The sequence below is a fragment of the Dorea sp. genome (assembly GCF_977044405.1).
This window is the reverse complement of record NZ_CDRRQK010000015.1, coordinates 57,293-81,499: the sequence shown is the minus strand read 5'-3', so window position 1 is coordinate 81,499 and position 24,207 is coordinate 57,293. Positions and strand designations below refer to the sequence as shown.

The following is a 24,207-nucleotide window of genomic DNA, read 5'->3' as shown; positions in this document are numbered from 1 at the left end:
AGCGACTGTATTTATGATATGGCAAGCTGGCGGAATATATAAAGCGATTTATAGGCCTGTAATTCGACAATATCAAGGGATATATGTGAGAGAATCACACCATACGGTAGATTTTGTAGACTTAAAAGAGGGAGACGAAGAAAAAACGTTTTATATAGCTTGGCTTGCTATGGGAAAAAATGGAGACCTTAAAAAAAGCGAAAAATATAAGGTATATTATGAAAAAAATACAGAAATAATTGTGAAAATACGGAAAATTTCATAATCATATAATCCATAATGTATTCACAACCGCCATTATCATTTTCAGATAATGGCGGTTGTAGTATAAACAGATAAAAGTAAAAAGGATAAATATGAAAACATCGAAAATAAAGAAAGGACAGATAACATAAATACGAAGCTATCCGTAGATACTGATTCCTGGATTGCAAGAGTACAGGCGGAATGCAACAAGCAGGGCTTTAGCAGCCAGAAAGTCGATGGAATAGCCGGAAAGAACACACTTGCAGGTTGCCCGACGATACGGAAAGGTGCGAAAGGGAACCTGACGGCATTGGTGCAGGAGAAGCTGAATGCTACAGGATATGACTGTGGTAAAGTTGATGGGATCTTCGGAGGCGGAACTGAAAAGGCTGTTAAGAATCTGCAGAAGGCACACGGACTGGTGCAGGACGGAATTGTGGGGAAGAGGACTTGGAGGATTTTGCTCGGGATGTGAGAAGAATCATATAAGCTATTGCAATTATATTTACCAGTGTGTTAAACTGTAGCAAAGCATATTTCAAACAGAATCTAAGGTGACAGACACCGTCTATATTCTACTACATTTCAGAAATCTATGCTTTTATACCAAGAGGCGATAGGAAAAAGCAGGAGAGGACTGAAAAGTATGTAATCTCCTGTAACAAAGGAGAATTGAATATGGCGAAAAGAAGAACTCAGAAGAGACGTAATGAAAAGTACCAGGTAAACAATCGTCGGTTAAGAGCGAAAGACCAGTATAAAGATACGATTTTTCGAATGCTGTACCGGGATAAGAAAAATCTATTATCTTTGTATAATGCGGTGAATGACAGAAATTATACGAATCCGGATGAGTTACAGATTGTAACTTTAGAGAATGCACTCTATATGGAAATGAAGAATGATCTGGCATTTATCATGGATATGAATTTATATTTGTATGAACATCAATCGACATATAATCCGAATATTCCGCTTAGAAATTTATTTTATATTGCGGATGAGTATCAGAGGTTAGTTGTTCAGAAATCATTATATTCTACTGCTATACAAAAGATTCCGACACCAAGATTTATCGTATTCTATAACGGAACAAAGAAAGTAGAAGATCGCAGTGAATTCAGATTATCATCAGCTTACGAGAATCCGACAGAAGATCCGGATTTAGAATTACGAGTTACGATGTTGAATGTGAATGACGGGCATAATAATGAATTAATGGAGCATTGCCGGACGTTAAAGGAATATGCTCAGTACGTAGCTAGAGTGAGAAAGTATGCGGCTGATCCTGAGATAGTGCTAGAAGAAGCTGTAGAACGGGCGGTTGAAGAGTGTATCAAAGAAGGAATTCTGACAGAATTTTTGATGAGGAACAGGGCGGAAGTGATCAAAGTGAGTATTTATGAGTATGATAGGGAATTTGAAGAGAAGAAGCTAAGGAAAGCGGAGTATGAGGCCGGGCGCCAGGATGGAATCGAGATCGGGCGTCAGGATGGAATCGAGATCGGGCGTCAGGATGGAATTGAGATTGGGCGCCAGGATGGAATTGAAATTGGACGCCGGGATGGAATTGAGATCGGACGTCAGGCGGGAATAAAAGCTGGTGAAAAAAATATTTTACAGAAACTGATTAAAAAGCGGTTAAGCAAAGGAATGACGCTGGAAGAGATAGCAGATGATCTGGATGAAGATGTGGCACTTATCCGAACATATGTGGAAGAATATCAGGAGAAGTAAGAGGATTAGAAGAATACCAACATAAAGAGTGACCCAAAAGGAGTGTTGCAACGGATGAAATCATCCCTATAACACTCCTTGAAGTTTCTCTTTAACAATGTATTATTACAGAGTACAATGTTGAATGTAAAAGGCGGGGATAATTCGGAAGCTCGATTAATCGCTTGAAAATGAAAGGTTGAGAAAGAATCATGTCAAAGAAAATCAATACATATATACAATTTCTATTTTGGGATATCGTTGTGGAGATAATAATTATAGTGTTATTGACAGGTGAGAAATTACAGGTGGGAAATATTATTCTTGGTCTGATAGGATTATATTATTTTGTAAAGATAATGCGTATGCTGATAGATCTGAAACTTGGTCCAAAGACGGAAGAATTAAAATATAAAAAAGTAGTCTATGTTTTCAGTGTGAAAGATGAATTGTGGAATCTTATAAATTCGAAGAATAGAATTATTGGAAATGAGCCGATTGATCGTTATAAGGATGAGACAATGGTAAATGGAAAGATAGAGTTTGAAAAGGGAAAAGGAAAAAATAAGCAGAAAATTCAATTGAAAATAATGTGTCCGGCAAAAGAGATAAAAGAATTAGCAAAGGGAAAACAGAGAAGCAAAGTGACGTATTACAAATTGTCTCACATAATTAAAAATTAAGCGAAGTGATTTTGGAAAATAGGAAGATGAGAGAATGAAGATAAATTCTACAGAAGGGAAATTAAAATATTTAGTCATAGAACGAATTGTACTTGCAATCTTATTTTTTATAGCAAGTGTAATGTGTATGGATCAAGAAGGAATGGGAAGTATTGGCCATATTATTTGGACGATGATAAGTATAATATTTATAGTTGGTTTTTTATATAATCTGAAGTATTTTATTTATATACTTTTAGATTTTAAAGATGGACCGGAAGTACGTTGTATGGAGTATTTAGAGATGAAGACAGAAGAACTTCATCCATATGGAGGACTTATTGGAGCCGATGAGGTGTATCCGGAATATGCTGATGTGAACAAATGGATCAGTGGAAAAATCTGGTTTTGCACAAAGCAAAGTACGATAGAAAACAGGCTGATATATAAAATAATGAACTGGATATATCGCCGGGTTACTACCTCTTTTTATATAGAGCCGAGTATCCGAAGATTCTTTTTGAATATAATGAATTTGAAAAAAGAAGCGTGTGTATACAGAGGTATCTTCAAAGGAAAGATATTTCGGGAAATTTATAGGACTAGCTGGGGAGCAGAAGTTGTATATTATCGAAGATCAAGGCTTATCAAGGAGCTGCGGCTTTGTGAAGATATGACGGGCGAGAGAAAAGTAAAAGTCTTCTATGAAAAAAATAAAAGATATGAGTTTGTGGGAATTAAAAATCTAAAAAATAGAAGAGACTACAGCATTCTGTTACAAATACTAATGCAAGTATCTGAAGACAAAAAAGTCTTTGTTATGATTATGGATGAGGATAAAGTAAAGGGAATTAATAAAGATACAATGGTTCACTATTGGAAAGATTCAGAACTAAAGTTATGTGTAATGGAATTACCGGGATTAAATAAAAATACGGTAAATACAGACCTGTTTAAGAATAAGGAGATGTATTTGACGATATGCACTGCAGAAAGTGATCTGACATGGAACAAATATACACACGATGAGGATCCGTTTATATGGAACATTGATGAAGGAAAAGTTTGTGCGTATATACATGTTTCAGACAAAGATGGTGTGGAGATTACAGGTGCTCCGGGTTTGAAAGAAATAGAAACTATATCAGAAAGATTAAAAAGAGAGTCGTCGGTTTAATATCGGCGACTTTTCTTTGCGTAAAAGCATATAAGATATTGCAATTATATTTACCAGTGTGTTAAACTGTAGCAAAGCATATTTCAAACAGAATCTAAGGTGACAGACACCGTCTATATTCTATTACATTTCAGAAATCTATGCTTTTATACCAATCAACGATAGAAAAGCAGGAGAGGACTGAAAAGTATGTAATCTCCTGTAACAAAGGAGAATTGAATATGGTGGATTTTTGATGAGGAACAGAGCGGAAGTGATCAAAGTGAGTATCTATGAATATGATAGGGAATTTGAAGAGAAGAAGCTTAGGAAGGCCGAGTATGAGTCAGGACGTCAGGATGGAATTGAGATCGGACGTCAGGATGGAATTGAGATCGGACGTCAGGCGGGAATAAAAGCCGGTGAAAAAAATATTTTACAGAAATTGATTAAAAAGCGGTTAAGCAAAGGAATGACCCTGGAAGAGATAGCAGATGATCTGGATGAAGATGTATCGCTTATTCGGACGTATATGGAAGAGTGTCAGGAAGAAGTAAGATAATTGGAAGAATGCCAATGTTGAATGTAAAATTGCTGGTCAAGGAATAGATTATATAGTCAAAATGGTTTATTTTATTGTGGGGATAATAGGAGCAAGAAAGAAGAAAAGGTAATGTATGATTTTAGAAGTCTATATTTTTATGCAGTATATTATGTGATTATTGGTATTGGGATGGCAATATTGCTATTAAAAAAGAAAAAAAGCCTTAGAGGAAAAAGAAAAAAAGACGATGTATTGGAGATACTTTTGTATACAATAGTGCTGATTTTCTGTGTGGATAATACAGTTAGTATGTGTTCAGCTATTCACTCGCCTGTAATTAAGCAGTATCAAGGCATATATGTGGGGGGGCACAGAGGAATGGTGGAATTTGAAAAATCAAAAGATAGTGACTATGAAGATTCTTTTTATATACCACTGCTTTTGAGAGGAAGAATGTGTGCTGGGGGTTTTCAAAAGGAAGAAAAATATAAATTATATTATGAAGAAAGAACAGAAGTACTTGTAAAAATTAAAAAAATTTCATAATAAAGGAAAGACTTATGAGAAGACTGTGGGAATGTAAAGATTGGAGTAAGTATATAGACACGAACAGGCGAACTGGGATCAGACAACGGTTCGATGCAGGAGTAGATAAAGAAGTGCATAGAGCGTGCAAAGAATATATTGCCTGGCTTAGAACACAATATGATTTTCCTGTAAGAGTTCCAATATATTTTAAAGAGCGGGAATACATTGTCACTTCAAAAGGAGAACAGTGTTCAGCACTCTTTTTTGGACCTTATGATAAATCGGAAGAACCATATATAAAAGTGGCAGTGGGTGATTATCCGAAGCTGTTAAGAGAATGTGAGGATAAAGATGATGCATTAGCAGCAAATTTATATTCTATTACACATGAACTTTCACATTATTTTCAATGGGTTAAAGACCTTTATCTGGATGATGATCCGAAACGTGAACGACAGGCAATATATTATGCAAGAGAAATTGTTTTGGATTATGCAGAGACACGAGAGCATCCGTAACAAGAGAAGCAGTCAGGAAACAATCAGGAGGATTCCCGGGAAAACGGGAATCCTCCTATCTACTTAAGCATAAAATCCCGGATTATATCAAATGACGCCGGCCCAACTTCCAGAACGGCTTTGTGAAACCGTATCTGTAAAAATTCACTGCCCCATTTTTTCATAGCATCTTTTTTTAGTTCCAGAAATTCCAGATATCCAATATAGTATTTCAGATAATTCGCGGGATCTGCGATGATCAGGTCGTAGATATCTTCGATCGTTCCGGCATCGGATATTCCATAAGTGCGGAAGAATTCTGTAGCATCGGCGAGTTTCCAGCCGTCATAATGGATGCCCATGTCAGCAAGTGCGTACAGACCGAGGATGACAGATGCATTTCGCTGGAAGAGTGTGGCCTGTTCTTTGGAAAGGGAAGAAAAGTAGTAACTGAGCATTTCGCTATAAGTGGCCCAGCCTTCGGTGTAGCCGCTATAATTCAGAACACAGCGGATGGGATCTGGATTAAGACTGGCATAATATACATTCTGATACAGGTGTCCCGGATATCCCTCGTGGGCGAGCGTTGTGAAGAGGGACAGATTATCTGTAATATGTCCATTATTGATATAGATGACATTTTCAGAAGTATTATCAATGGCTGGTATCATATAGAATGCAGGGCTTAAATATTCTTCCATAGACTTCTGGACGTATTTCACCTGTGTATGAATCTTCGGACACGGTGGAAAAGTCTTAGTAATCTTGCCTGATAATGTGGATAAGATTTTTTCCGGAGTCAGATTATCAAGCTTCGTGCCCTGAGAACTGAAGATGTCAGATGTCGGAGAAGTATTTTCTGTAGTATCTGAGGATGATTGTGAAGAAGAGGAAGTATCGTTCGTGTTGTGTGAAGAAGATTGCGAAGATGCATCGTTCGTATTATGTGAAGAAGACTGTGAAGAAGCATCGGATGAGTCATTACTGAGGATCCGCTGCATAGCCGTCAGATCAGAAAGAATCTGTGCATTCGTAAGTTCCTGCAGTTGTGTGATGCTGCGGGATGAGCCGGTTTCACTTTTTACCAGATATTCGTAATAAGTCCTGCCATTTGGAAGGTAGCAGAGCCCGTTGTTATTCTTGCCGGAGTCCCGTAGGGCGGTAAGTCCGGTGATCAGCTGTTCGTAAGCAGGAAAGATGTATTTTTGTATGTAGGAGGAATTAATCTCGGTGTAGGATTTCCGCTGGTCATCCGTAAGAGAAGCGTCTTTGGAAGATGCCAGTTCATCCAGACGGCTAACGAAAGAAGAATACAGATAGTTACTTTCCTTTAGATTCACAAAATCCTGACATTCTTTGATAATGGAATCTGCCGTGTAAGAAGCCATGAATAACCCGGATTCGGCCTTGGTCTGTTCAAAGTTCAAAAGAGAACGGAAATATTCCGGCGTCTTTGTAAGGAGCTTCAGATAATGATCAACATCCGTAGTATTATAAAAACGGTACTCGGACAAAATGACCGGAAGCTGGGACTGGGTTCCGGTCAGTGGGGCGAATGGTTCGTCATAAAGTGTGTAAGGGGCCAGATTGGAGGCGGATTCCAGGTAGTCATTTAAGACGTCGTAAGTCAGCTGATTCTTTGAAGAAAGGGCGTGCTTGTTGTATGCATGAAGCTTTGTCTGTTCATTTTCGATACTTGCACGGACAAGCCCGGGATCGGTGACACATTGTCCATATGTAATGGGGATATTTTTGATGCCATAGGAGGATGGATTTTTTAATGTGTAGTGAAGTGTGATGGTGTTGCCGCTGATTTCCTGTCGGAAAAGGGCTGATGTATATTTTGAAAATGACTGATCGGTAGTTGGGTGAAGATGTGGGAGCAGGATCAGAAGAAGTAGTGACGTGATGAGAGGAATCAGGAGCATCCGGATGGATTTCCGCTTGATCTGTTTCAGGAGATGTTGCATAAAAAGGCCCCATACAAATAATTTATTATTATTTATATGGGGATGTTTTTTCAAATATGCATGACATATATCAGCAGTGCTAGAGAGTGTCTGAAAAATGCTTTCTGCAAGATATATCTCCCACAAAGTGTGGCATGTAGATTGCAGGAATGATTTTTCGGAAGATGTGGTATCAGATGCTGTAGTATTTCTGCTTGTGGCTAATTAGAGTCCGGTAATCAGCTCCACGATAAATACACCAAGGCAGGCAAATATCGACACCTTAAGCAGGCTTTTTCCTTTATATGCAAGCACGATTGCAATGATGAATCCGGCCCATGCCGACCAGATATTAGCAGTCGCACTAAGAATCGCCGGAAAGGTCATAGCTGCCAGTGTCACATAAGGCACATAATATAAGAACGATTTAATATAGGTGCTTTTGATCTCTTTGCGGATCAGTGTCAGCGGAAGCATACGGATCAGGTAAGTAACCGCCGCCATAACAAATATATAGATATAAATATTATGATTCATGGTGAGCGCCCTCCTTTGTATTGTTAACGGAACTATTGCCGCCGTTTAATTCGCCTGCTTCTTCCAGTTCATCGTACTCATCTTCCTTAACCGGGAAGAAGTAAGCAGCGATTCCGGCAATGATTAAAGTAATGATAATAATACGGAATCCGGATGAGATGTTCTTAAGTCCGGGTGTCTTATCGAATAATAAGCTAGCTGCCATGGAAATCACCACAACGCCTGCAAGCACACGGTTGTTGCGCGCCGGTGGAATAATGATCGCAAGGAACATACCATAGAGTGCAACGCTGAGTGCGCTGACAACACGTGCCGGCAGGATACTTCCAGACAGAGCTCCAAGAAATGTTCCAAGTACCCATCCGAATACGGAGATAAATATAACACCATAGGAATAAAACGGACTTAATTTACCGCCCTTGCAGACCGTGACACCAAAGATCTCATCCGTCACACCGTATGCAACCAGGAACCGGTGGATCAGAGGTGCTTCTGGATCAATCTTCTGTGAGAGCGCACAGGACATCAGGCAGTATCTTAAGTTGATGATCAGCTGTGTGATGGCCATCTCTATAAAAGAAGCCGCCGATGTGATCAGCGACAGTCCTGCAAACTGCCCGGCACTGGTCACATTAGTAAGTGAGATCAGAACTGCATCAAAGATCGATATACCGACCTTTTTCGCCATGATACCAAATGTAAATGAAACCGCTATGTATCCAAGACAGATCGGTATCCCGTCTTTGAAACCAGCGGTAAAGTGTTGTCTTCTGGTCATAATAAAATCCCCAATCTTATGTATATTTTCTATGATTTCATACCGAGAATATTATAAGCTTTCTGGAGGGGAGCGTCAATGATGTGAAGAGTGGAAATATGGGAGACATCAGGAACAAAACCATACACTATGAAAATGAATAGTGACTTATAAATTTACTAATATCTTCCAAATCAAAAGCGGATCCGTTAACATGAATACACCAGATAACATATGAAAAAGGTACAAACAGGAGGTATATACAATGTTAAATGAATCAGTCATCAAAGTCTTAAAAAATGGTATGTGGGATCTCGCAACATGTGCAGACGGAGAGCCAAATGTAGTCCCGGTTGCATTCAAAGATGTGACAGAGGATGGAAAACTTGTTGTAGGAGATGTCTTCCTTGAGACAACATTAAAGAACATTCAGAAGAACGGTGGAAAGATTGCAATCTCAGCATACGACGCCCAGAGCCTGGAAGGATATCAGATTAAAGGAACGGCAGAGTATGTGACAGAAGGAGAAGTCGTAGATACATTTAAAGCAATGGTTGAAAAGATGTTCAACGGTGCAGCGACCGCAAAAGGAGCACTTGTGATCATAGTTTCGAAAGTAATCGTTACTACTCCGGGAGCAGATAACAAGAAAGAAATCTAGAGGACACGGTTCACGGCAGATAAGTAACATACTAATAAATTTGATAGTTACTTCAAAAAAAGATCGCCTTCAAGCTATAATTTATGGAAGATAGCTTGAAGGTGATTTTGGCATATAGAAATGTGGAAGAGAATTGCCAGCTACAGGAATATCTTACCAGCACTTATGGGAATGCTTTATTTAAGAAAGACAGAATCGTCGCAAATCGTTTGCAACAAAAAGTAGAATCGTTGCAAATAATCTGCAACGAAAACAAAAATCGTTGCAAATCATTTGCGACGATTCTATAATATAAAATAAGGAAACTATTTAAAGGTATGAAATATGACGTATATGAAAGGCAGGAGAGATATAAGTGCTGAGGGAAATGAAAACTTTAGAATATAAAGAAAATATGCAATCCGGAACATTTATGAAAACGGTAAGTGCCTATGCCAATTATGGAGATGGACAGATTATATTTGGCGTCCGGGATAATGGAGAAGTTGTGGGAATAGATGATCCGGTTACAGCATGTCTGAACTTAGAAAATAAGATAAATGATAGTATGAATCCAGTGCCGGAATATTCGATAGAAATAGAAGAATCTCTTGTGAAACTTTATGTATATGAAGGAAAATATAAGCCATATTTGTACAAAGGAAAGGCATACAGGCGTAATGATTCAGCAACAATTGAAGTTGGAAGGCTGGAATATAACCGGCTGGTTTTAGAGGGGAGAGATCAATCATTTGAGGAACTGACTTCGGAAGAGCAGGATTTGTCATTTCATGATCTGGAACAAAGACTTATACGGATTATGGGGATTCAGGAACTGAATAAGGATATATTAAAAACGTTGGAATTATTTACAGATGCATATGGATTTAATAATGCAGCTGCGCTGTTGGCGGATCAAAATGTATTTCCGGGAATAGATATCATACGATTCGGGAAAGACATTGATGAAATTATGGAGCGGAAGACATTTGAAAACCGTTCTATATTACAAGAGCTGGATTATTGTATGGAAATGTTCCGGACATATTATCAATATGAAAAAATAGAAGAAACGGAAAGAAAAATAGTAGAAAAAATTCCGGAGAAAGCATTTCGTGAGGCAATTGCGAATGCTTTAGTACATCGTGTCTGGGATATCAGGGCAGCAATTAAGGTAAGCATGTATGAAGACAGAATAGAAATCAGTTCACCGGGTGGTCTGCCGGCAGGAATGGGTAAAGAAGAGTATTTGCATGGACAGATATCGATTTTAAGAAATCCTATTATTGGAAATGTATTCTTCAGATTGAAGATTATAGAAAAATTTGGCACGGGCATTATGAGGATTAATTACGCATATGAAGATGCATTGTGCAAGCCGGACTATCAGGTGTTCGAAAACTCCATTAAAGTAGTATTGCCGGTTATAGAAAAGAAACCAAATCTGACAATAGAGGAAAAAAATATCCTGGATGTGCTCAAAAGAGAAGCTGTTTTAACAAGAAAGCAGATTGAAAAGCAGACATCTTTAGGAAAAGATAAGTCGATCAGAGTATTGAATTCGTTAATAGAGAAGAAAATGGTTGAAAAGCTTGGGGCTGGCAGAGGTGTGAAATACAGATGCCGATAGGTCGTAGTTTAAAGGCAGCACTTGTGTTAGACCTTGACATCCCGCCCGCTTATATGCTACGATTTACATTACGAATGGATATATGAAAAACGCAGTGATGAAGAGAGTATGTAGCAGGAAATCTTACAGAGAATCCCGTAAACTGCCGGTGATAGAAAGGCAGTCTGTTGCTGAGAGGGACAGGTGGAACGTTACAGAAGATGGCTTACTGAGCGGTGTGGATGAGCATTGATGAGTGTGGATAAAACAGATAAAGATGTAAGTTCACGAAGGGCTCCGCCCTTTATAGCGGTAAGGTGTGGTATAGACAAAGCACATATTTACAGATACATGAAGAATGTAATATATCTGCAAAAAATGTATAGATATACTTCACCAGCAGAGGTCATTTGCCGTGAGGCAGATGGTGAATGGAAGTGGTAACACGGATTTTCGTCTTCCCTGGGATTTATGAACTATAACAGAAGTTATGAGGAGTGAATGCAGGGGAGATTTTTTATACTAGAGAGTGTCTTGAGACAGGCTCTAAAGTACACAAGAGAAGTTACCGGCGGCAGGTTCTTTTGTATACCAAAGTATGCAAGAAAAGTCCGGGATCCGGTTCAGAAAGCTGTTGAGACGTTAAAAGAAAACAGAAGTTGAAAACCATATATTCAGGAAACATAAAAGGAGAGAGAAAAAACATGTGTGAAAAATGTAATAAAGGAAAATATTATATTACAACAGCAATCGCTTATGCATCAGGCAAACCGCACATCGGTAACACATACGAGATCGTGCTGGCAGATGCCATCGCAAGATATAAAAGAAGTCAGGGATACGATGTATTCTTCCAGACAGGAACAGATGAACATGGACAGAAGATCGAGCTGAAAGCAGACGAAGCGGGTATTACACCAAAGGAATTCGTTGACAATGCAGCAGGTGAGATCAAGAAAATCTGGGATCTGATGAACACATCTTATGACAAATTCATTCGTACAACAGATGAAGATCACGAAGCACAGGTTAAGAAGATTTTCAAAAAACTGTACGATCAGGGAGACATTTACAAAGGAGCATACGAAGGAATGTACTGTACTCCATGCGAGTCTTTCTGGACAGAGTCTCAGTTAGTAGACGGTAAATGCCCGGACTGCGGACGTGAATGTAAGCCTGCAAAAGAAGAGGCATATTTCTTCAAGATGAGCAAATATGCAGACAGACTGATCAATTATATCAATGAGCATCCAGAGTTCATCCAGCCTGTATCACGTAAAAATGAAATGATGAATAACTTCCTGCTTCCGGGACTTCAGGATCTGTGCGTATCCAGAACATCCTTCAAGTGGGGAATCCCGGTAGACTTCGATCCAAAACATATCGTATACGTATGGCTTGATGCGCTGACCAACTATATCACAGGAATCGGATATAACTGTGACGGAGAAAGCACAGAACAGTTTAATAAGAACTGGCCTGCAGACCTTCATCTGATCGGAAAAGATATCATCCGTTTCCATACGATTTACTGGCCAATCTTCCTGATGGCACTGGATCTTCCACTTCCAAAACAGGTATTCGGACATCCATGGCTTCTGCAGGGCGACGGTAAGATGAGTAAATCCAAAGGAAATGTACTTTACGCAGATGAGTTGGTTGATTTCTTCGGAGTAGATGCAGTACGTTACTTTGTGCTTCACGAGATGCCATTTGAAAATGATGGTGTGATCTCATGGGAGCTGATGGTAGAGCGTATGAACTCTGACCTTGCTAATACACTTGGAAACCTGGTGAACAGAACCATTTCAATGACAAATAAATATTTCGGCGGTGTTGTAACAGATAAGGGTGTTGCCGAGACAGAAGAAGAAAAGGCTGTCGATGCAGATCTTAAGGCTGTAACAGAAGATACACCGAAGAGAGTCGATGCGAAGATGGATGAGCTGCGTGTCGCAGATGCGATCACAGAGATCTTCGTATTGTTCAAACGCTGCAACAAATACATCGACGAGACCATGCCATGGGCACTTGCAAAGGATGAGGCTAAGAAAGACCGTCTGGAGACAGTTCTCTACAACCTGATCGCGAGCATCAAAGCAGGTGCAAAACTTCTGGAATCATTCATGCCAGAGACATCTGAGAAGATTCTTGCACAGCTTGGAGACGGAAAAGTAACAGAGAAACCAGAGATTCTTTTCGCAAGACTGGATGTGAATGAGGTTATGAAAAAAGTAGAAGAACTTCATCCACATGTAGAAGAAAAAGAAGAGGAAAAAGAAGAAGCAGATGAAGAAGTAATCGACATCGAAGCAAAACCAGAGATCACATTCGATGATTTCGGAAAGATGCAGTTCCAGGTTGGTGAGATCATCGCTTGCGAAGAAGTGAAAAAATCCAAGAAGCTTCTCTGCTCACAGGTTAAGATCGGAAGCGAAGTAAAACAGATCGTATCCGGAATTAAGAAACACTACTCAGCAGAAGAGATGGTTGGTAAGAAGGTTATGGTTCTTGTGAACTTAAAACCTGCAAAACTTGCCGGAGTATTATCTGAGGGTATGTTGCTGTGTGCGGAAGATGCAGAAGGTAATCTTGCACTTATGACACCGGAGAAGAACATGCCGGCTGGTGCAGAGATCTGCTAATATATATAAGAAAACAAGGACGGAGGATTGCGAAAAATCCCCCGTTCTTTTGTGTACGCCTTGCGTTCGGAAGAAACGGCCAGTGGCAGGTTCTATAAATCTCTTTCACACAACTATATGATGTGCCTGGCATGTGAGTTATCCACATGATGTGGATAAGTCTGTGGATAACCTTGGGATAAGGGTGGGATAACCATGAAAATCCTTGGGATAACGTGTGGAAAAGAAGAGATGATATTTAGGATAAGATATAAAGTATGAAGACCGGGCAGGTGAAAAATGTCCCGGATGCGGAGGATATATGATATTTGATACACATGCACATTATGATGATGAGCAGTTTAATGAAGACAGAGAAGAATTATTAAATTCTATGAAAGAACAGGGAGTAGGAACCATTGTGAATGTCAGTGCAGCGTATGATTCATGTGAGAAGGTTGTTGCGCTTGCGGAACAATATCCGTTTATGTATGCGGCAGTTGGAATCCATCCGGATGAGGTTGGAAGTCTGAATGAAGAGACATTTGCAAAGATGAAAGAGTTATTCAGATATGAAAAGGTTGTCGCAGTAGGCGAGATCGGTCTGGATTATTATTGGGACAATGAGCCAAGAGACATACAGAAAAAGTGGTTCATAAGACAGCTGGAACTTGCAAGAGAGCTGGATCTTCCGGTACTGATCCATAGCAGGGAAGCGGCGGAAGATACGATGAATATTGTGAAAGAACATGCATCGGATCTGAGCGGAGTTATTCATTGCTATTCTTATTCAAAAGAGATGGCAAGGGAATATGTCAAGATGGGCTATTATATTGGTGTCGGTGGTGTTGTGACATTTAAAAATGCGAAGAAGCTAAAGGAAGTTGTAGAAGAAATTCCATTAACTTCGATCGTACTGGAGACCGACTGCCCATACATGGCACCGGAGCCAAACCGCGGAAAGAGAAATAACTCTGCATACATCCGCTATGTGGCGGAAAAGATTGCAGCGTTAAAGGGACTGACTTACGAAGAAGTAGTAGAGCAGACGGAAAAGAATGCAAGAAAGATGTACCGGTTGTAGCCTGATGAAGAAAATATATAGATAATCTATTCTATTTTATAATCAATTAGGGGAGTAAGAAGAATTGATTTTCTATGTAGAAATCGTTAAACTAAAATTATAAAAATCACGTTACTATGTACAAAATGTATGAGCAGTAACATTGCAGAAATACCATGTCTGCGAAAAGCTTACATATAGAAAAGTCTGAACGTAGAAAAGTCTGAACGAAAAAGGACGAAGTTAAAAAGCGAAAACAGGAGGAAATCATATGGCAGCAAAAGTTACAGATTTAAGAAGCGCATTAAAGATGTTAGAAGATATGCCGAGACAGCTGATTGAAACAGACGTAGAAGTAGAACCAATGGCAGAACTTTCCGGTGTATACCGTCACATCGGAGCAGGCGGAACCGTTATGCGTCCGACAAAAGAAGGTCCGGCAATGATATTCAATAACGTAAAGGGTCATCCGGGGGCAAGAGTTGCAATCGGTGTTCTTGCAAGCAGATCCAGAGTAGGCGCACTCCTTGAATGTGATCCGAAAGATCTTGGAAAGAAATTATATCACAGCGTGGACAATCCGATCCTTCCTGTATTATCAGAAGAAGCAGCACCATGTCAGGAAGTGGTACACAAAGCGACAGATCCTGATTTTGACTTATATAAGTTAGTTCCGGCACCGACCAACACACCGGTTGATGCAGGACCGTATATTACTCTTGGAATGTGCTATGCGTCACATCCGGATACAGGAGAAAGCGATGTAACTATTCACAGACTCTGCATCCAGAGCAAAGATGAATTATCCATCTTCTTTACTCCGGGAGCACGTCATATCGGGGCAATGGCAGAACGTGCAGAAGAACTTGGACAGCGTCTGCCGATTTCAATCAGTATCGGAGTAGATCCTGCGATTGAGATCGGATCTTGCTTTGAACCACCTACAACTCCAATGGGATATGATGAGCTGGCAGTTGCCGGAGCACTCAGAGGAGAACCGGTAAAACTCTGTAAATGCCTGACAGTGAATGAACGGGCAATTGCCAATGCAGAGTATGTCATAGAAGGAGAAGTTATCCCGAATGTAAGAGTGCAGGAAGATCAGAACAGTCATACCGGTTACGCTATGCCTGAGTTCCCGGGATACACAGGACCGGCCAGTGACCAGTGCTGGATGATCAAAGTTACAGCCGTAACACATAGAAAGAACCCGATCATGCAGACCTGTATCGGACCAAGCGAAGAACATGTATCTATGGCCGGAATTCCTACAGAAGCAAGTATCTACGGAATGGTAGAAAAAGCAATGCCGGGGAGACTTCAGAATGTATATTGTGCATCCGCAGGTGGTGGAAAATATATGGCAGTTCTGCAGTTTAAGAAATTAACAGCCAGCGATGAAGGAAGACAGAGACAGGCAGCGCTTCTGGCGTTCTCTGCATTCAGCGAACTGAAACATGTATTCCTGGTAGATGAAGATGTAGACTGCTTTGATATGAGCGACGTACTCTGGGCAATGAACACAAGATTCCAGGGAGATGCAGATATCATCACAATTCCGGGAGTCAGATGCCACCCGCTGGATCCATCGAATGATCCGAGCTGTTCGGGAAGCATCCGTGATCATGGAATTGCATGCAAGACAATCTTTGACTGTACCGTTCCATATGATCAAAAAGACAGGTTCAAACGTGCGCAGTTCATGGACGTAGATCCGACTCACTGGGTGAAATAAGATGAGCAGAAAAAGAATCGTCGTAGCAGCAACCGGTGCCAGTGGACTTCCGATTTTGAAAATGTGTCTGCAGATCATAAAAGAAGATTCAGATTTTGAATCCATCTTAATCTTAAGTGACAGTGCAAAGATTACATTGCAGCAGGAAACGAATGACACAGTAGAAGAGATGGAAGCGCTTGCAGACCATATATGTGATGCAAAAGATATCGGCGCAGGACCGGCCAGTGGATCATTCCGCACAGAGGGAATGCTGATCGTGCCATGCAGTATGAAGACAGTCGCCGGAATCCATAGTGGTTATGCAGACAATCTGATTCTTCGTGCGGCAGATGTGACAATCAAGGAGCAGCGGACGTTGGTTCTTGCAGCCAGAGAGACGCCTCTTAGTGCAATCCATCTCCGCAATCTTTCCGAGCTTGCTATGATTCCGGGAGTCCGGATCATACCGCCGATGATGACATTTTACCATCAGCCGGAGAACATCGAAGAAATGACATATCATATCGCGGCAAAGCTCGTGGAACCATTCGGAATCGAAGCGAAAGAATATTGTCGTTGGACAGGGCTTGCGTAGAGAAGGGAGCATTACCGTATGGATACCGAGAACTTCTGGAAAATAAAGAAAAAACTTACATTTACGGACATCTGTGTAGAAATCCGCAGACTTGGCAGTGATTATCATATATTAGTAAGCGGCGGGGAGCGCCCACATGTCGGTTGTACAGTCCTTGCGGTTCCAAGACCGTCCCTTGACGGCAGCGGCAGGATGAGCAGCACGGCATCGGTACTGAACGTGACGGGACATAAGGACGAGGAAGTATGCCGTTATCTTGCTGAGAAGGTATCGGCAGGAAAGAAGGCAACCGTGGTGTGCACCGGAGGTATTCACATGGATGGAATCACGAAAGAACAGATTGCGGAAATTGTAAAAGCGATGCAGATAATTGCAGTGGAAATCGTGGAAAAGTAAAAAAGATAAAGGATATAAGTAAGGGCGTAGGAAGAATTCTGCGTCTTTACTTATATGCATTTGTAAGGAGCTGTCAGTGGCAGTAACGGTTGTGTTACAGATTATAACACCGTCCGTTTATACATATTTCATTTTTTATCGCTATCAATCCCCGCAAAATTATTGTATAATGATGAATAATCGCTACAGTTTACAGACTAAAGTGTATTTGAAAAGGCTTGAATTGTAGTGGAAAGTTAGGAAATAAGATGATACGTGGGAGGAATCATGAAAGAACCAACGTTAGGAAATCCGCAGAATACTATAGAAGTTCTGCAGAAATATAATTTTTCATTTCAGAAAAAATTCGGTCAGAATTTCCTGATCGATACACATGTATTAGATAAGATCATTCAGTCAGCAAGTATCACAAAAGAGGATATGGTATTGGAGATCGGACCGGGAATCGGAACGATGACACAGTATCTGGCGCAGGCAGCAGGGAAGGTAATTGCAGTTGAGATTGATAAGAACTTAATCCCTATCCTTGAGGATACCTTAAGTGGATATGATAACGTAAGAGTGATCAACGAAGACGTCTTAAAGCTGGATCTTAAGAAGATCGCAGACGAAGAAAATGGCGGAAAACCGGTCAAAGTGGTAGCAAATCTTCCGTATTATATTACGACACCGATTATCATGGGACTTTTCGAGAATCATGTTCCGGTTGAGAGCATCACAGTTATGGTGCAAAAAGAAGTTGCAGACCGCATGCAGACCGGGCCTGGAAGTAAAGATTACGGCGCATTATCCCTGGCTGTGCAGTATTATGCAGAACCATATATTGTGGCAAATGTCCCGCCGAACTGCTTTATGCCAAGACCGAAGGTGGGATCGGCAGTAATCCGCCTGACCTGTCACAAAGAAAAGCCGGTACAGGTGCAGGATGAAAAGCTGATGTTCAATATTATCCGGGCGTCTTTTAACCAGAGAAGAAAAACGCTGGCAAATGGACTGAAAAATGCGGCGACATTAGATTTTACAAAAGAAGAGATTGAAGCAGTGATCGATACACTTGGCAAAGGTGCAAGCGTAAGAGGAGAGGCACTGACACTGGAAGAATTTGCCAAATTGAGCGATGCATTGTCTACAGCCAGAAAGTAGGAATTGAAAATTTTATATGATGCTGTGAGTGCCAAAAGTAAATTTGGCTATGCACTGATATATGACCAATAACTCAAGACATCAGCGAGAACAGGAAAGGATGATGACGATGGATAGAAATGAACAGACATTATTTGAAGTAACACCGGAAATCAGTCGTTTTGCAGAATTATGTGAGAAAAATAATGCGATAGACAAAGACTTGTATACAAAGTATGAAGTAAAGAGAGGTCTCCGCGATCTGAACGGAAAAGGTGTCCTTGCGGGACTTACGAACATTTCCGACGTATGTGCGAAAAAGATTGTGAACGGTGAAGAAGTACCGTGCGCAGGAAGACTTTACTACCGCGGATATAACATCAAAGACCTGGTACAGGGCTTCTTAAAAGATAAGCATTATGGGTTTGAAGAAATCTCGTACCTGCTGTTATTTGGAGAGCTGCCGAACCAGGCAGAATTACAGACCTTTCATGATACACTGGTAGAGAGAAGAACACTGCCACCGACATTCGTGCGTGACGTTATCATGAAGGCACCGAGCCGAGATATGATGAATAGTCTTTCCAGATCGATCCTGAGTCTGTATACCTATGATCCACATGCAGACGATACATCGATTCCGAATGTACTGCGTCAGTGCCTGAATCTGATCAGCCAGTTCCCGATGCTGATGGTCTATGGATATCATGCATATAATTACCGTATGGGAGAAGACCTGTTCATCTATGCGCCGTCTCCGGAATTATCGACAGCAGAGAATATTCTGATGATGTTAAGAGAGAATAAAAAATATACCAAACTGGAGGCAAAAATCCTGGATATGGCACTGGTTCTTCACATGGATCATGGCGGCGGTAATAACTCAACATTTACAACCCACGTGGTAACTTCATCCGGAACCGATACGTATTCTACGATCGTTGCAGCGATGGCTTCATTAAAAGGACCAAAGCACGGCGGGGCCAATATCAAGGTTACGCAGATGTTTGACGATATGATGGGAAAAGTAAAAGACTGGGAAGATGACGACGAAGTGCGCCAGTATCTGAATGACCTGCTGGATAAGAAAGCATTTGACCAGAAGGGACTGATCTATGGAATGGGACATGCGATTTATTCCGTATCCGATCCAAGAGCAGACATTTTCAAAAAGTTCGTAAAACAGCTGGCCAGAGAAAAGGGCTGTGAGAAAGAATATGCACTGTACGAAAAAGTAGAGCACATGGCACCAGAGGTAATTGCCGAAAAACGTAAGATTTACAAAGGTGTTAATGCAAATGTAGATTTTTACAGTGGTCTGGTCTATCGTATGCTGGATCTGCCGCCGTCACTTTATACACCAATCTTTGCTGCGGCACGTATTGTCGGATGGAGCGCACACAGACTGGAAGAGCTTAAGAATGTAGATAAGATTATTCGTCCGGCATACAGACCGCTGGCAGAGTACAAAGAGTATGTCAGAATGGATGATAGATAATGAAGCATGAATTTTATTATACGTCCCGGGATGCTGTGACAAAGATCCATGCGATCGAATGGATTCCGGATGGAGAGGTAAAAGGTATTTTGCAGATTTGTCATGGTATGGTGGAATACATCGACCGGTATGATGACTTTGCAAAATATATGACTGCACAGGGATACTATGTGGTCGGACACGACCATCTGGGACACGGACAATCCGTGCAGACAGAAGGAGACCTGGGATATTTTGATGAGCACAAAGGGAATCAATATGTGATCGGGGACATTTATCAATTACAGGAGATGACCAGAAAGAAATATCCGGAAGTGCAGTATTTTATGCTGGGGCATAGTATGGGCTCCTTCTTGCTCAGACAGTATCTGACCATGTATGCAGGTGGTCTTTCCGGTGCAATTATCATGGGAACCGGGCATCAGAGCTTACTGACGCTTAGTGCTGGAAGGATGGTCTGTCGGATCATAGCTGCCTTCAAAGGATGGAAATATAGAAGCAAATTCGTAGACAATCTGAGCTTTGGCGGATTCAACAAGAAGTTCGAACCGGGAGAAACATCAAAAGATTGGATTACTTCGGATAAAGAAAAACGGGATGAATATGTAAAAGATCCGCTGTGTTCTTATACATTTACACTAGGAGCGTATTACCAGATGTTCACAGGAATGAAGGTTGTGGTGAGACCAGAGAGCATGAAACGGATTCCGAAGTCACTTCCGGTATTATTTACAGCCGGAGCAGATGACCCGGTAGGTGCATTTGGAAAGAGCGTGACGCGGGTATATGAAAAATATAAGGCTGCGGGAATTAAGGACGTGTCGATCCATCTATATGAAGGAGACCGGCATGAGATTCTGAATGAAGTTGACCGTAAGAATGTATATCAGGACATTTTGGAATGGATTGAGAAAAGAAATAAATAAAAGAAAATGTAAAAAGCTTTGCGGAGGGTAACTTTCGCAGAGCTTTATTTTTTTTAATATTTAAAAACATATTGTATTATTTGTATTACTGTGTATAATACAAAATAAGAAGGAAGAAAGGAGCGGTCACTATGATCATCAAGATAAATATGAAATCCGAGATCCCAATCTATCTCCAGCTTCGCAATCAGATTGTGATGGGAATCGGAAAAGGTGAATTTGAAGAAGGAGAACTGCTTCCAACAGTACGTCAGATGGCAGCAGATCTTGGAATCAACAATATGACGGTAAGCAAAGCATATCAGCTGTTAAAATCCGAAGGATTTATCGAAACAGACAGAAGACGCGGAACGGTCATCTGCATTCCCGGATACGAAGGAGGAGACAGACAGGAAGAATTCCAGGAAAAGTTAGAAGAAGAACTGGAACTTCTGAGCGCAGAAGCAAAAATCCGCGGGATGAGCTATAAGGATTTCCTTGAGTACTGCAGACAGGCATTTGGAAGAATGGAGGTGGCAGCAGAATGAGTATGGCAATTGTATTTTTACTCGTGGATCTTTTTACGGTGGGGATTACCTATGGAGTGTATGGCAGAAAGACCCAGTATTATGAAGGCATGATCTTAGGGATACATATGGAAGAAAAGTATGCCAGAGGTGAGATGGTAACTTCATTTATCAACGATTATAAGAAAAAGTTGAAGAAATTTTATCTGTGGAATACAATCATAGGCATACTGGTCTGTGGACTGTGTTTCTGGTATTTCTCGATCTTTATGATCCTGTGGTGCATATGGCTGATAGAAATCATGGGAGGCGCCGTCTATCTCATTTTCCGTAATCACAGAAGATTATACGATATGAAAGTGGCAAATGGATGGGGCTCGGAAGAAGGCGGCTGGATGACGGCAACGGATACCAAACTTTTAACGGCTGGAAAAAGAGCAGCGCTTCCATTGTGGATGCATGTGATTCCATTACTTGCACTGCTGGCACCGTTATTATCAGAACAGGTGAGAACCGCTTTGAGAGAGGTGCAGGGAATATCCATTATAGAAGGAACAAATATTGCTGTATGGGCAACATTTTTATTCTGCGGTTGGATATTCCAGCGGGAAAGAATGAAAGTATACAGCGAAGATTCCCAGGTGAACCAGAAGATCAACTGTATGGAGAAAAAGTACTGGTCATGGTCATTTTTTATAGCAAATATATGCAATGCTATTGCAGGACTTTATCTTTTATATACGGGTGTAAAGACGCATTGGATTTCAAATCTGGATGTTGCAATCTATTCCGGAGTTATGGTATTGATTGTAGCAGGAATGTTCGCAGGGTATGTTTTATTGAAGAAAGCAAAGAACAGAATTCTGCAGGAAGATAAGACGCCGATGTATGTTGACGATGATTATTACTGGCGAAATGGCTGGTATGCCAATCCGGATGATCCGCGTCTGTTCGTACAGGACCGGTTTAATGGAATGAATTATACAACAAATCTGGGAAAACCAGTAGGAGTTTATATGACAGTCGGGGTTTTGGTGGGAACGGTTATTCTGTTAATATGGGTCTGCATCATGATGCTTCGGATGGATTTTATCCCGGTACATCTGGCAGATGCGGGAGACCGTTTTGAAATTACATCGGGATATACAGACACAGAGATTAAAAAGTCAGATCTACAGTCGGTACAGCTTTTGGAAGATGGGCTTCCGGATGAACGTTTCAACAAGACAAATGGCTTGGCAGATGAAAAACACCTGCTTGGAAAGTTCGAAGGAAGCGAAACCGGATCATGCAGGATGTATATATGGTTGGATTCCCAGGAAGTGATTCAGATAAAAACGTCAAAATATACTATATTTTTAAATAGCAAGGATGAAGACCAGACAACCGAATGGTATGAATTATTAAAACAAGAAGAACAATAACTGAAATATCAGGACAATAAAGCTGGCCGCCGGAAGTTTCCTCCCGGCGGCCTTTTACTTTATGAGGGGGGTGATAGTTGTTATCCAACTATCTGAACGTATTATAATCAGAAAATGTGATGAAAGTATGTTCAATTTATAAAATTATCGTTTTTGTTGTTAAAACCACATTGGGGAAGGGGAAAAAGTATTATAGTAAGCTATATGGAGAGAATCAAGAAAGGAACGATAAGGCATGAGCATGATCAAAAATATCAGTAAAGCAGAAGTAGTAGTATTAAAAGACCAGGTAGCATATCAGGAAGGACAGGTAGTCAGTAAGACACTGGCACAGAATGATGCACTGAGTGTAACCTTATTCTCATTCGACAAAGGAGAAGAAATCAGTACACATGAATCCGGCGGGGATGCATTTGTAACATGTCTAGACGGAGTTGGCGAGATTACGATCGATGGACAGAAATATGAATTACATGAAGGCGAGTCCATTGTAATGCCTGCAAAGCACCCACATGCAGTACATGGAAAAGAACAGTTTAAGATGCTGCTGGTTGTAGTATTTTAAGGAGGATCAGAAGAGTTGGTCCGGGACAGTGCCCTGGACTTGCTGGTATTTGATAAAAGAACTTTATGCAACAAAAAAACTCTCCATACAGGAGAGTTTTTTTGTTGTTGTTATAATTACTAAAGGAATGAGAGTAAAGTATACACCGAAAGAGTGAGTTCGGTGTTTTACTTTATGAGGGGGGGTGATAGTTGTTGTTTATCAACTATCTGACATTAAGTATAAGAGACAAATATGTCTAAAGTATGTTAAAAGAATTAAAGAATTCGAAAAAATCTTAAGTAAAAATGAAAAACCTGAAAAGAGATCATTAAGCAGGCTTGGCAGCCAAAGAAAGTGTGCGTAAATGAGCTGTGATAATGTCAAAAAATTCGCCAGAAGTAGGGCGGTCATAAAGAGGTCGGAGAGCAATCTTTTCAAGCAGATGCTTGTTGCCATGCTCCCAGCATACTTTAATCACAGTCCGTATATTACGCTCCACGCTATAACAGGAAGTATTATAGTGCTTCGCAATATCAGGATAGAGATACTTGCTGACAAACAGGAGGTAGTTGTCGTCAGAAAGACAAAGTTTTGTTCCGTATATTAGATATCCAAAGCCTCTGTATGTAGCGCCAATTCCGAGAGAGCGGATTAGATATTCTATTTCTGGTTCATGCATTGTATTCATAGTATTCATAGTATTCCTCTTCCTTCTGGTTTATTAGTTTGATATTTACGCAGACTACAGGAAAGAATAAGAAAATATATATTTAGAAAAATTACCTTGTAATATAATATAAAACTCCAAAATCCGAAAAAAATGGAATTTCATATTTGGGCAAAATCTAATCATTTTCAGAATATCTTAAGAATTTATCGTATCAGACCTTAAAAAATACCTGTTATTCTTGTATAGTGATATTAGAGAATGTCTGAATGTATCTTAAA

General features: G+C 40.5%; 26 protein-coding genes. 22 read left to right on the top strand and 4 right to left on the bottom strand.

The window, feature by feature from the left end; translation table 11 throughout:
- The 8 genes from ACWJAF_RS08495 to ACWJAF_RS08460 form a co-directional block, all read left to right on the top strand.
- A partial coding sequence (locus tag ACWJAF_RS08495) for a hypothetical protein (protein WP_448863228.1) occupies window positions 1–265 on the top strand: 265 nt, incomplete at its 5' end.
- A gap of 291 nt (window positions 266–556) precedes the next feature.
- Window positions 557–721, top strand: coding sequence for a peptidoglycan-binding domain-containing protein (locus ACWJAF_RS08490; RefSeq protein WP_448863225.1), 165 nt, complete (start codon window positions 557–559; stop codon window positions 719–721).
- 203 nt (window positions 722–924) lie between these two features.
- The gene (locus tag ACWJAF_RS08485) at window positions 925–1,983 is read left to right on the top strand and encodes a hypothetical protein (protein ID WP_448863223.1); all 1,059 of its coding nucleotides are present in this window, start codon (window positions 925–927) and stop codon (window positions 1,981–1,983) included.
- A gap of 191 nt (window positions 1,984–2,174) precedes the next feature.
- Window positions 2,175–2,645: a hypothetical protein gene (locus ACWJAF_RS08480; protein ID WP_448863221.1), complete on the top strand. Its 471-nt coding sequence runs from the start codon at window positions 2,175–2,177 to the stop codon at window positions 2,643–2,645.
- Between the two features lie 34 nt (window positions 2,646–2,679).
- A complete protein-coding gene (locus ACWJAF_RS08475) occupies window positions 2,680–3,801 on the top strand; it encodes a hypothetical protein (RefSeq protein ID WP_448863220.1) in 1,122 nt (373 codons plus the stop codon).
- Between the two features lie 235 nt (window positions 3,802–4,036).
- The gene (locus tag ACWJAF_RS08470; protein WP_448863219.1) at window positions 4,037–4,342 is read left to right on the top strand and encodes a hypothetical protein; all 306 of its coding nucleotides are present in this window, start codon (window positions 4,037–4,039) and stop codon (window positions 4,340–4,342) included.
- 111 nt (window positions 4,343–4,453) lie between these two features.
- Entirely contained in the window at window positions 4,454–4,870 is a 417-nt protein-coding gene (locus ACWJAF_RS08465; RefSeq protein WP_448863217.1) for a hypothetical protein, read from the top strand.
- Window positions 4,871–4,884: 14 nt separating this feature from the next.
- The gene (locus tag ACWJAF_RS08460; RefSeq protein WP_448863215.1) at window positions 4,885–5,370 is read left to right on the top strand and encodes a hypothetical protein; all 486 of its coding nucleotides are present in this window, start codon (window positions 4,885–4,887) and stop codon (window positions 5,368–5,370) included.
- A gap of 59 nt (window positions 5,371–5,429) precedes the next feature.
- Here the strand turns inward: ACWJAF_RS08460 and ACWJAF_RS08455 are convergent, their stop codons facing one another.
- The 3 genes from ACWJAF_RS08455 to ACWJAF_RS08445 form a co-directional block, all read right to left on the bottom strand.
- Window positions 5,430–7,319 carry a DUF885 domain-containing protein gene (locus tag ACWJAF_RS08455; RefSeq protein ID WP_448863213.1) on the bottom strand — a complete coding sequence of 630 codons (1,890 nt, stop codon included), beginning with the start codon at window positions 7,317–7,319 and terminating at the stop codon, window positions 5,430–5,432.
- Window positions 7,320–7,523: 204 nt separating this feature from the next.
- The gene (locus ACWJAF_RS08450; RefSeq protein ID WP_296092472.1) at window positions 7,524–7,835 is read right to left on the bottom strand and encodes an AzlD domain-containing protein; all 312 of its coding nucleotides are present in this window, start codon (window positions 7,833–7,835) and stop codon (window positions 7,524–7,526) included.
- Window positions 7,825–8,613, bottom strand: coding sequence for an AzlC family ABC transporter permease (locus ACWJAF_RS08445; protein WP_448863211.1), 789 nt, complete (start codon window positions 8,611–8,613; stop codon window positions 7,825–7,827). Before ACWJAF_RS08445 ends, ACWJAF_RS08450 begins: the two co-directional genes overlap by 11 nt.
- Before the next feature lie 244 nt (window positions 8,614–8,857).
- Here ACWJAF_RS08445 and ACWJAF_RS08440 point away from each other — a divergent pair, with 244 nt between their 5' ends.
- From ACWJAF_RS08440 to ACWJAF_RS08375, 14 genes are all read left to right on the top strand, one after another.
- On the top strand, window positions 8,858–9,253 hold the full coding sequence (locus tag ACWJAF_RS08440) for a pyridoxamine 5'-phosphate oxidase family protein (protein ID WP_448863209.1): 396 nt from the start codon (window positions 8,858–8,860) through the stop codon (window positions 9,251–9,253).
- 367 nt (window positions 9,254–9,620) lie between these two features.
- Window positions 9,621–10,862 carry an ATP-binding protein gene (locus ACWJAF_RS08435; protein WP_448863207.1) on the top strand — a complete coding sequence of 414 codons (1,242 nt, stop codon included), beginning with the start codon at window positions 9,621–9,623 and terminating at the stop codon, window positions 10,860–10,862.
- Between the two features lie 97 nt (window positions 10,863–10,959).
- Window positions 10,960–11,094 (top strand): hypothetical protein, encoded by a 135-nt coding sequence (locus tag ACWJAF_RS08430; RefSeq protein ID WP_296092469.1) that lies wholly within the window; start codon window positions 10,960–10,962, stop codon window positions 11,092–11,094.
- Window positions 11,095–11,545: 451 nt separating this feature from the next.
- A complete protein-coding gene (metG, locus tag ACWJAF_RS08425; protein ID WP_448863205.1) occupies window positions 11,546–13,486 on the top strand; it encodes a methionine--tRNA ligase in 1,941 nt (646 codons plus the stop codon).
- Window positions 13,487–13,787: 301 nt separating this feature from the next.
- Window positions 13,788–14,549 (top strand): TatD family hydrolase, encoded by a 762-nt coding sequence (locus ACWJAF_RS08420; RefSeq protein ID WP_448863204.1) that lies wholly within the window; start codon window positions 13,788–13,790, stop codon window positions 14,547–14,549.
- A 250-nt stretch (window positions 14,550–14,799) separates the two neighbouring features.
- Complete coding sequence (locus ACWJAF_RS08415; RefSeq protein WP_448863203.1) at window positions 14,800–16,263, top strand: UbiD family decarboxylase; 1,464 nt, start codon at window positions 14,800–14,802, stop codon at window positions 16,261–16,263.
- A gap of 1 nt (window position 16,264) precedes the next feature.
- Window positions 16,265–16,840 carry a UbiX family flavin prenyltransferase gene (locus tag ACWJAF_RS08410; protein ID WP_448863202.1) on the top strand — a complete coding sequence of 192 codons (576 nt, stop codon included), beginning with the start codon at window positions 16,265–16,267 and terminating at the stop codon, window positions 16,838–16,840.
- Between the two features lie 18 nt (window positions 16,841–16,858).
- Window positions 16,859–17,236, top strand: coding sequence for a prenylated flavin chaperone LpdD (gene lpdD, locus ACWJAF_RS08405; RefSeq protein WP_448863201.1), 378 nt, complete (start codon window positions 16,859–16,861; stop codon window positions 17,234–17,236).
- A gap of 267 nt (window positions 17,237–17,503) precedes the next feature.
- Window positions 17,504–18,379, top strand: a complete 876-nt coding sequence (gene rsmA / locus ACWJAF_RS08400; protein ID WP_296092461.1) for a 16S rRNA (adenine(1518)-N(6)/adenine(1519)-N(6))-dimethyltransferase RsmA — start codon at window positions 17,504–17,506, stop codon at window positions 18,377–18,379.
- A gap of 100 nt (window positions 18,380–18,479) precedes the next feature.
- Entirely contained in the window at window positions 18,480–19,856 is a 1,377-nt protein-coding gene (locus ACWJAF_RS08395; RefSeq protein ID WP_448863233.1) for a citrate/2-methylcitrate synthase, read from the top strand.
- Window positions 19,856–20,782, top strand: coding sequence for an alpha/beta hydrolase (locus ACWJAF_RS08390; protein ID WP_448863200.1), 927 nt, complete (start codon window positions 19,856–19,858; stop codon window positions 20,780–20,782). The genes ACWJAF_RS08395 and ACWJAF_RS08390 overlap by 1 nt, the downstream gene beginning before the upstream one ends.
- Before the next feature lie 131 nt (window positions 20,783–20,913).
- Entirely contained in the window at window positions 20,914–21,309 is a 396-nt protein-coding gene (locus ACWJAF_RS08385; protein WP_296092457.1) for a GntR family transcriptional regulator, read from the top strand.
- Complete coding sequence (locus ACWJAF_RS08380) at window positions 21,306–22,712, top strand: DUF5808 domain-containing protein (RefSeq protein ID WP_448863199.1); 1,407 nt, start codon at window positions 21,306–21,308, stop codon at window positions 22,710–22,712. The genes ACWJAF_RS08385 and ACWJAF_RS08380 overlap by 4 nt, the downstream gene beginning before the upstream one ends.
- A 235-nt stretch (window positions 22,713–22,947) precedes the next feature.
- Window positions 22,948–23,277, top strand: a complete 330-nt coding sequence (locus ACWJAF_RS08375; protein WP_296092453.1) for a cupin domain-containing protein — start codon at window positions 22,948–22,950, stop codon at window positions 23,275–23,277.
- A gap of 310 nt (window positions 23,278–23,587) precedes the next feature.
- On the opposite strand, the gene ACWJAF_RS08370 is transcribed toward ACWJAF_RS08375, so the two are convergent.
- A complete protein-coding gene (locus tag ACWJAF_RS08370; RefSeq protein ID WP_296030230.1) occupies window positions 23,588–23,956 on the bottom strand; it encodes a sporulation initiation factor Spo0A C-terminal domain-containing protein in 369 nt (122 codons plus the stop codon).
- Window positions 23,957–24,207: the final 251 nt, after the last annotated feature.